Raw genomic sequence first — 7,244 nt, forward strand, 5'->3', positions numbered from 1 at the left:
GGGGGGGGGGGGGGGGGGGGCCCCCCCCCCCCCCGGGCCGGGGGGGGGGGGGGGGCCCCCCCCCCCCCCCCCCCCCCCCCCCCCCCCCCCCCCCCCGGCGCGCTCCCGCCCGCCCGCGCGCGGTCTACGCCCGCTGCGGGAGCGTGTACTGCACCCCGCCCGTGTCGCCGCGCACCTGCCGGTGCAGGTCCTCCATCGTCACGTCGAGCTGGCCGGCGGTGCTGGCGGCGGCGGTGAGGTCGCGCAGCAGGTGCCCGGGCACCTCCCCGTCGTACTTGTAGTAGATCTTGTGCTCGAGGCTCGCCCAGAAGTCCATCGCGACGGTCCGCAGCTGGATCTCGACCGGCACATCCACCGGCCCGCCGCTGAGGAACACCGGCACCTCGACGATCACGTGGAGGCTCTTATAGCCGTTGGGCTTCGGGTGGGCGATGTAGTCCTTGACCCGCAGCACGCGCACGTCCTCCTGCGCGGCGAGCAGCTCGAACACGCGGTACACGTCCGAGACGAAGGAGCACACGATCCGCACGCCCGCGATGTCGGTGATGGCGTCGCGGATCGCCTCGAACGACGGCTCGCAGTTCTTCCGCACGACCTTCTGCTCGATGCTCTCGGCCGACTTCAGCCGGCTGGCGATGTGCTCGATCGGGTTGTAGTCGTGCAGCTCGGCGAACTCCTCGCGCAGGATGGACACCTTGGTCGAGATCTCGTCGATGCCGAACTTGTACGGCATGATGAACCGCGCGAAGTCGGCGCGGAACGCCTGCACCTCGCTGAGCGTGTCGGCGTCGATGCTCTGCAGCGCCTCGATCGCGCGGGAGGAGAGCATCGGCCCGCCGTGTTCGCCGGCGAGCGGGATGGGGCCGGTGAACGGTCCCGGGGAGGCGGGTGCGGCGGCGTCGTCGGGGTCCTGCGGCATGGTTTCACGGTAGCGACGGCGCTTGTGCGGGCGGTGTGAATCGTCACGGATCGTGACAGGATCACGCGCCCTCCCGCAGCCCCGCCGCCTTGGCGAGCAGCACCTCCCGCTCGCGTTCGTTGCCCGCCAGCCCCGCGGCCGTCGTCAGCTCGGCGACCGCCTCGTCGCGGCGGCCCAGCTGCGCGAGCAGTTCGCCCCGCACGCTCGGGAGGAGGTGGGAGCCGCGCAGTGCCCCCTCCTGCGCCAGCCGGTCCACGATGAGCAGCGCCGAGGCGGGCCCCGTGGCCATCGAGACGGCGGCCGCCCGGTTGAGCTCGACGATCGGGCCGGGGGCCACCCGCCCCAGGATCTCGTAGAGGATCACGATGCGCGCCCAGTCCGTCTCCTCGACGCTCGGCGCGACCGCGTGGCGTTCGGCGATGGCCGCCTGCAGCGCGTACGGCCCGCGGCCTCGGCCGAGGGCGTCGGCACGTGCGAGCGCCGCCCGGCCCCGCTCGATCTGCGCGCGGTCCCAGCGGGTGCGGTCCTGATCGGCGAGCAGGATGGGCGACCCGTCTGCCGCGGTCCGGGCGGCGAAGCGCGACGCCTGCAGCTCCATCAGCGCCACCAGCCCGTGCGCCTCCGGCTCGCGCGGCAGCAGCGCGGCGACCATCCGGCCGAGCCGGAGCGCCTCCTCCGCCAGGTCTGCGCGCACCCACCGGTCTCCGGAGGTCGCGGCGTACCCCTCGGTGAAGATCAGGTACACGACGCTGAGCACGGCGCCGAGCCGCGACGTCCACTCGGCCGGGTCCGGCGTCTCGAACGGCACCCGCGCCTCCGCGATCGTCTTCTTCGCCCGCACGATGCGCTGCTGGACGGTGGCGACGGGCACGAAGTACAGGCGCGCGATCTCCTGCGTGGTGAGGCCGGCCACCGCCCGCAGGGTCAGGGCGACCTGCGCCTCCCGCGAGAGCGCGGGGTGGCAGGCGGTGAACACCAGCCGCAGCACGTCGTCGGCGATGGGCTCCCAGGCGTCGTCGGTGGTCTCGTCGAGGTCGTGCGCCAGCGCGCGGTACCGCTCGTCGAGGCGGTCGCGCCGGCGCCAGTGGTCGATGGCCCGCCGCTTCGCGACCGCCGTCAGCCAGGCGCCGGGGTTGGCGGGGACGCCGTCGCGCGGCCACTGCCGCAGCGCCTCCACCACCGCCTCCTGCGCCAGGTCCTCGGCGAGGCCGACGTCGCCGGTGACGCGCGCGAGGGTGGCGACGATGCGCGCGCTCTCGATGCGCCACACCGCCTCCACCCGCGCGGCGACGTCGGTCATCGCCGGCTCAGGCTTTCTCGCCGAGTTCGGCGCGCCAGCCGGCCTCCTTCTGGAGGTACTCGTTGTCCTCGAATCCGGCGAAGTCGCTCTCGTCGGTCACGCGGCGCACCTCGAGCTTGGAGCCGGGGCCGAGCGGGCATCGGCTCGCCCACTCCGCGGCCTCCTCCTTCGAGCTCACCCGCAGGATCCAGAAGCCGTTGAACAGCTCGTGGGTCTCGCCGTAGGGGCCGTCGGTCACGGTGGGCGGGGTGGTCGAGAAGTCGACCACGAAGCCGGTCGTCGCGACGTCGTCGGACAGTCCGTCGCCGGCCAGCAGCACGCCGGCGTTGATGAGCTGCTCGTTGTACTTCCCCATCGCGGTGATGACCTCGTTGAAGTCCATCTCCTCGTAGGCCTCCTTGGCCGCGTCGGTGGCTCGCATGATCAGCATGTACTTCATGGGGTTCTCCTTGCGTTCGTGCGGGGCGTCCGTCACGCCCTCCTACTATCGCGTCGAACGGCGCCGGCCGCGATCGACATCGGGCTCGGGATTTTTTTCTCCACGGACCGCGAAGACCCCATCGCCGAGCCGCCACCCGGTGTGCTTCAGTGTGCGCATGAGCGGGACCGAGGGCGCAGCGAAGCCGTTCAACGGGCGGCTCGCCATCCTGCTGGCGATGGCGATGTTCGTGCTGGTGGTCGACACCTCGTTGATGAACGTGTCGATCTCGGCGGTCGTGCGCGACCTCGACACGACGGTGAGCGGCGTGCAGAGCGCCATCGCGCTGGAGGCCCTGGTGTCGGCCGCATTCATCCTGATCGGCGGCAAGACGGGCGACCTCATCGGCCGCAAGCTCGCCTACATCCTCGGGCTGCTCGGCTACGCGATCGGCGCGATCGCGATGACGCTCGCGCAGGATCTGGGCGCGATCATCCTGTTCTGGGCGGTGATCGGCGGGATCGGCGCCTCCCTGCTGCTGCCCGCGATGCAGTCGCTCATCCACGGCAACTTCGAGGGAGAGCACCAGAAGCGCGTGTACGCCCTGGTCGGCGCCTCCGCCGCCATCGCCGCCGCGGTCGGGCCCCTGCTCGGCGGCGTCGTCACAACGTTCCTCTCCTGGCGGGTCGGCTTCCTCATCGAGGCCGTGATCATCGCCGTCGTGCTGTCGGGCATCGGTCTGGTGAAGGACGTGCCGTACACCGGCTCCCGGTCGGTCGACCTGGTCGGCGCGCTGCTGTCGGTCGTGGGCATGGGCGGCATCGTGACCGGCATCCTGGTCTGGCAGGAGGGCGGCGAGCGCGTGCTCCTCCTGATCGTCCTCGGCGTGGCCGGGCTGGGCGGGCTCGTCGTGTGGCTGCTGGCCCAGCGGAAGCGGGGGAGGGCGACCCTGCTCGATCCCGGGCTGTTCCGGTCCAAGCTGTTCCAGTCCGGCACCAGCGGCCAGCTGCTCCAGCAGGTCGCGCTCGGCGGCACGATGATCGCGCTGCCGATCTATCTGCAGATGGTGCTCGAGTACAACGCGCTGTGGGCCGGGCTCTCGATCGCGCCCCTCTCGCTGAGCATGTTCGCGGTGGCGATCATCGCCGGGAGGGTGGCCCGCGGGAGGCCGGCGAACCTCATCCTCTGGGGCTTCTGCCTGCTCGTGCTCGGGATCGCCGCGATCATCCCGCTCGTCCCGATCGCGACCTCCGGCTGGTACCTCACGCTGCCGCTCATCGTGGCGGGCTGCGGCCTCGGCCTCCTGGTCTCGCAGCTGAACAACTACACGCTCTCGCCCATCTCCGACGAGCGCGTGAGCGAGGCCGCCGGCGTGAACTCCGCCGCCGGATCGTTCGGCCTGTCGTTCGGCCTCGCGTTCGCGGGCGCGATCATGCTCGCGACCCTCGCCTCCACGTTCGGCGCGGCCGCCGCCTCCAGCACGGTGCTGCCGGCGGACGACAAGGACCGTGTGGCCGCGGCGCTGGAGGAGGACGCCCAGGTGATGTCGAACACGCAGCTGAAGGAGCTCCTCGCCGACGAGCCGGAGGCCGTGCGCGACGAGGTCGTCCGCATCAACACGGAGTCGCGCCCCCTGGCCCTGCAGATCGCCCTCTCGGTGCCGATCGTGGCGGGCCTCGCCGGCATCGGGATCTCGCTGCGGATGCGCCGGCTGCCCGACCCCGCGCCGTCGGACACGGGCGAGCGGATGTCGCTGGGCTAGGGAATACCCGCCCCACCAGCAAAGTTGAGTCTTACGTACTCAAGTTTTGGGTGCCCGACCTTGACACCATCCCGCGCGGATGACACTCTTGAGTCGGTCAGACTCAACTCTTGACCCCACGACTTTTCTGCAACGGCAACATAAGGAGAGAAAGCACACATGTCACGTGCAGTAGGTATCGACCTCGGAACCACCAACTCCGTCGTCTCGGTGCTCGAGGGCGGAGAGCCCACGGTCATCGCGAACGCGGAGGGCTTCCGCACCACCCCGTCGGTGGTCGCCTTCACCAAGGACGGCGAGGTGCTCGTCGGCGAGACCGCGAAGCGGCAGGCCGTCACCAACGTCGACCGCACCATCTCGTCGGTCAAGCGCCACATGGGCACCGACTGGACCCAGGAGATCGACGGCAAGAAGTACACGCCGCAGGAGATCTCGGCGCGCATCCTCCAGAAGCTCAAGCGCGACGCGGAGCAGTACCTCGGCGACACCGTGACCGACGCGGTCATCACGGTCCCGGCGTACTTCAACGACGCCGAGCGTCAGGCCACCAAGGAGGCCGGCGAGATCGCGGGCCTCAACGTGCTCCGCATCATCAACGAGCCGACCGCGGCCGCGCTCGCGTACGGCCTCGACAAGGGCAAGGAGGACGAGCTCATCCTCGTCTTCGACCTCGGTGGCGGCACCTTCGACGTCTCCCTGCTCGAGGTGGGCAAGGACGACGACTTCTCGACCATCCAGGTCCGCGCGACCGCCGGCGACAACCGCCTCGGCGGCGACGACTGGGACCAGCGGATCGTGGAGTGGCTGATCAAGCGCTTCAAGGACTCGACCGGTGTCGACGTCTCCAAGGACAAGATCGCCCTCCAGCGCCTGAAGGAGGCGGCGGAGCAGGCCAAGAAGGAGCTGTCGTCGAGCATGTCGACCAGCATCCAGCTGCCCTACCTCTCGCTGACCGAGAACGGCCCGGCCAACCTCGACGAGACGCTCTCGCGCGCCCAGTTCGAGCAGATGACCAGCGACCTCCTCGACCGCACCAAGAAGCCGTTCCAGGACGTCATCCGCGAGGCCGGCATCAAGGTGTCCGACATCGCGCACGTCGTGCTCGTCGGCGGTTCGACCCGTATGCCGGCCGTCTCCGAGCTGGTGAAGCAGGAGACCGGCAAGGAGCCCAACAAGGGCGTCAACCCGGACGAGGTCGTCGCCGTCGGCGCCGCGCTGCAGGCCGGTGTCCTGAAGGGCGAGCGCAAGGACGTCCTCCTCATCGACGTCACCCCGCTGTCCCTCGGCATCGAGACCAAGGGCGGGATCATGACCAAGCTCATCGAGCGCAACACGGCCATCCCCACCAAGCGCAGCGAGACCTTCACCACGGCCGACGACAACCAGCCGTCCGTCGCGATCCAGGTCTTCCAGGGCGAGCGCGAGTTCACCCGCGACAACAAGCCGCTGGGCACCTTCGAGCTGACCGGCATCGCGCCGGCGCCGCGCGGCATCCCGCAGATCGAGGTCACCTTCGACATCGACGCCAACGGCATCGTGCACGTGTCCGCCAAGGACAAGGGCACCGGCAAGGAGCAGTCGATGACGATCACGGGCGGCTCCAGCCTCCCGAAGGACGACATCGAGCGCATGGTGCGCGAGGCCGAGGAGCACGCGGCGGAGGACAAGAAGCGCCGCGAGTCCGCCGAGACCCGCAACCAGGCCGAGCAGCTCGTCTACTCGATCGAGAAGCTGATCAAGGAGAACGAGGACAAGCTCCCCGAGGACGTCAAGAACGAGGTCCAGGGCGACGTCGACGAGCTGAAGACGGCGCTGGCAGGCGAGGACGACGAGGCCGTCAAGACCGCGTACGACAAGCTGAACGCCAGCCAGCAGAAGCTCGGCCAGGCGATCTACTCCTCGGCGCAGGCCGACGCGTCGGCTCCCGCCGGCGAGCAGGCCGAGGGCGGCGAGCAGGCGTCCGGCTCCGACGATGAGGACGTCATCGACGCCGAGGTCGTCGACGACGAGGAGAAGAAGTAAGCATGTCCGACGAGAACCCCAACGGGCAGGGCTCGAACGAGCCCGAGCGCGAGGAGCCGATCATCCGCGACAAGCGGAGGATCGACCCCGAGACCGGCAAGGTTCGCCAGCCGGACGCCGAGGGTGCTGAGGGCGGTGCCGCCGAGGGCGGCGCCGCCGGGCACGACCTCTCGCACGAGGAGCTCGTCGACGTCGGACCGGGCGAGGAGGAGGAGACCGTCCTGTCGGACGACGACCTCGACATCCTCTCCGGCCAGACGACGGCGGAGCAGCTCGCGGCCGAGCGGCTCGGCGACCTCCAGCGGGTCACCGCGGAGTACGCCAACTACCGCAAGCGCACCGAGGCCAACCGCGAGATCGAGCGCGAGCGAGCCGTGGGGGAGGCCGTCAAGGGTCTGATCCCGGTGCTCGACGACCTCGAGCGCGCCGAGAAGCACGGCGACCTCCCCGAGGGGAGCGCGTTCTCGACCATCGCGGCCAAGCTCCGCACGGCGGTCGAGCGGCTCGGCCTCGTGCCGTACGGCGAGAAGGGCGAGCCCTTCGACCCGCAGATCCACGAGGCGATCTTCCAGCAGCCCACCCCCGATGTGACGGCCGACACCGTCGCCGAGGTGGTCGAGACCGGCTACCGGCTGGGCTCGACCACGGTCCGGGTGGCCAAGGTCGTCGTCTCGGTGCCGGCCTGACCGGCACGACGCATGCGATGACGGAGCGGCGGGGCACGGGTCCCGCCGCTCCCGAATACGCCCCCCCCCCACCCACACCAACCGCTAAGCCCCCGCCAGCCGGGGAGCGGCGGCGCCGGGGCCAGCCAGGACAGGGT

Annotated in this window: 6 protein-coding genes; 3 read left to right on the forward strand and 3 right to left on the reverse strand. The window is 70.6% G+C overall.

What is annotated here, in order from left to right; translation table 11 throughout:
- Positions 1–124: 124 nt before the first annotated feature.
- From ACR9ZG_RS17150 to ACR9ZG_RS17160, 3 genes are all read right to left on the reverse strand, one after another.
- On the reverse strand, positions 125–829 hold the full coding sequence (locus tag ACR9ZG_RS17150; protein ID WP_481286061.1) for a GTP pyrophosphokinase: 705 nt from the start codon (positions 827–829) through the stop codon (positions 125–127).
- A gap of 151 nt (positions 830–980) precedes the next feature.
- On the reverse strand, positions 981–2,219 hold the full coding sequence (locus tag ACR9ZG_RS17155; RefSeq protein WP_481286056.1) for an RNA polymerase sigma factor: 1,239 nt from the start codon (positions 2,217–2,219) through the stop codon (positions 981–983).
- A gap of 7 nt (positions 2,220–2,226) precedes the next feature.
- Positions 2,227–2,658 (reverse strand): YciI family protein, encoded by a 432-nt coding sequence (locus ACR9ZG_RS17160; protein WP_481286057.1) that lies wholly within the window; start codon positions 2,656–2,658, stop codon positions 2,227–2,229.
- Between the two features lie 157 nt (positions 2,659–2,815).
- Here ACR9ZG_RS17160 and ACR9ZG_RS17165 point away from each other — a divergent pair, with 157 nt between their 5' ends.
- The 3 genes from ACR9ZG_RS17165 (at position 2,816) to ACR9ZG_RS17175 (ending at position 7,107) form a co-directional block, all read left to right on the forward strand.
- The gene (locus ACR9ZG_RS17165) at positions 2,816–4,399 is read left to right on the forward strand and encodes an MFS transporter (protein WP_481286058.1); all 1,584 of its coding nucleotides are present in this window, start codon (positions 2,816–2,818) and stop codon (positions 4,397–4,399) included.
- Positions 4,400–4,558: 159 nt separating this feature from the next.
- A complete protein-coding gene (gene dnaK, locus ACR9ZG_RS17170; protein ID WP_481286059.1) occupies positions 4,559–6,421 on the forward strand; it encodes a molecular chaperone DnaK in 1,863 nt (620 codons plus the stop codon).
- Between the two features lie 2 nt (positions 6,422–6,423).
- Positions 6,424–7,107 carry a nucleotide exchange factor GrpE gene (locus ACR9ZG_RS17175; RefSeq protein ID WP_481286060.1) on the forward strand — a complete coding sequence of 228 codons (684 nt, stop codon included), beginning with the start codon at positions 6,424–6,426 and terminating at the stop codon, positions 7,105–7,107.
- Positions 7,108–7,244: the final 137 nt, after the last annotated feature.

It is taken from the genome of Leifsonia sp. KNZ12-8B, assembly GCF_056755495.1.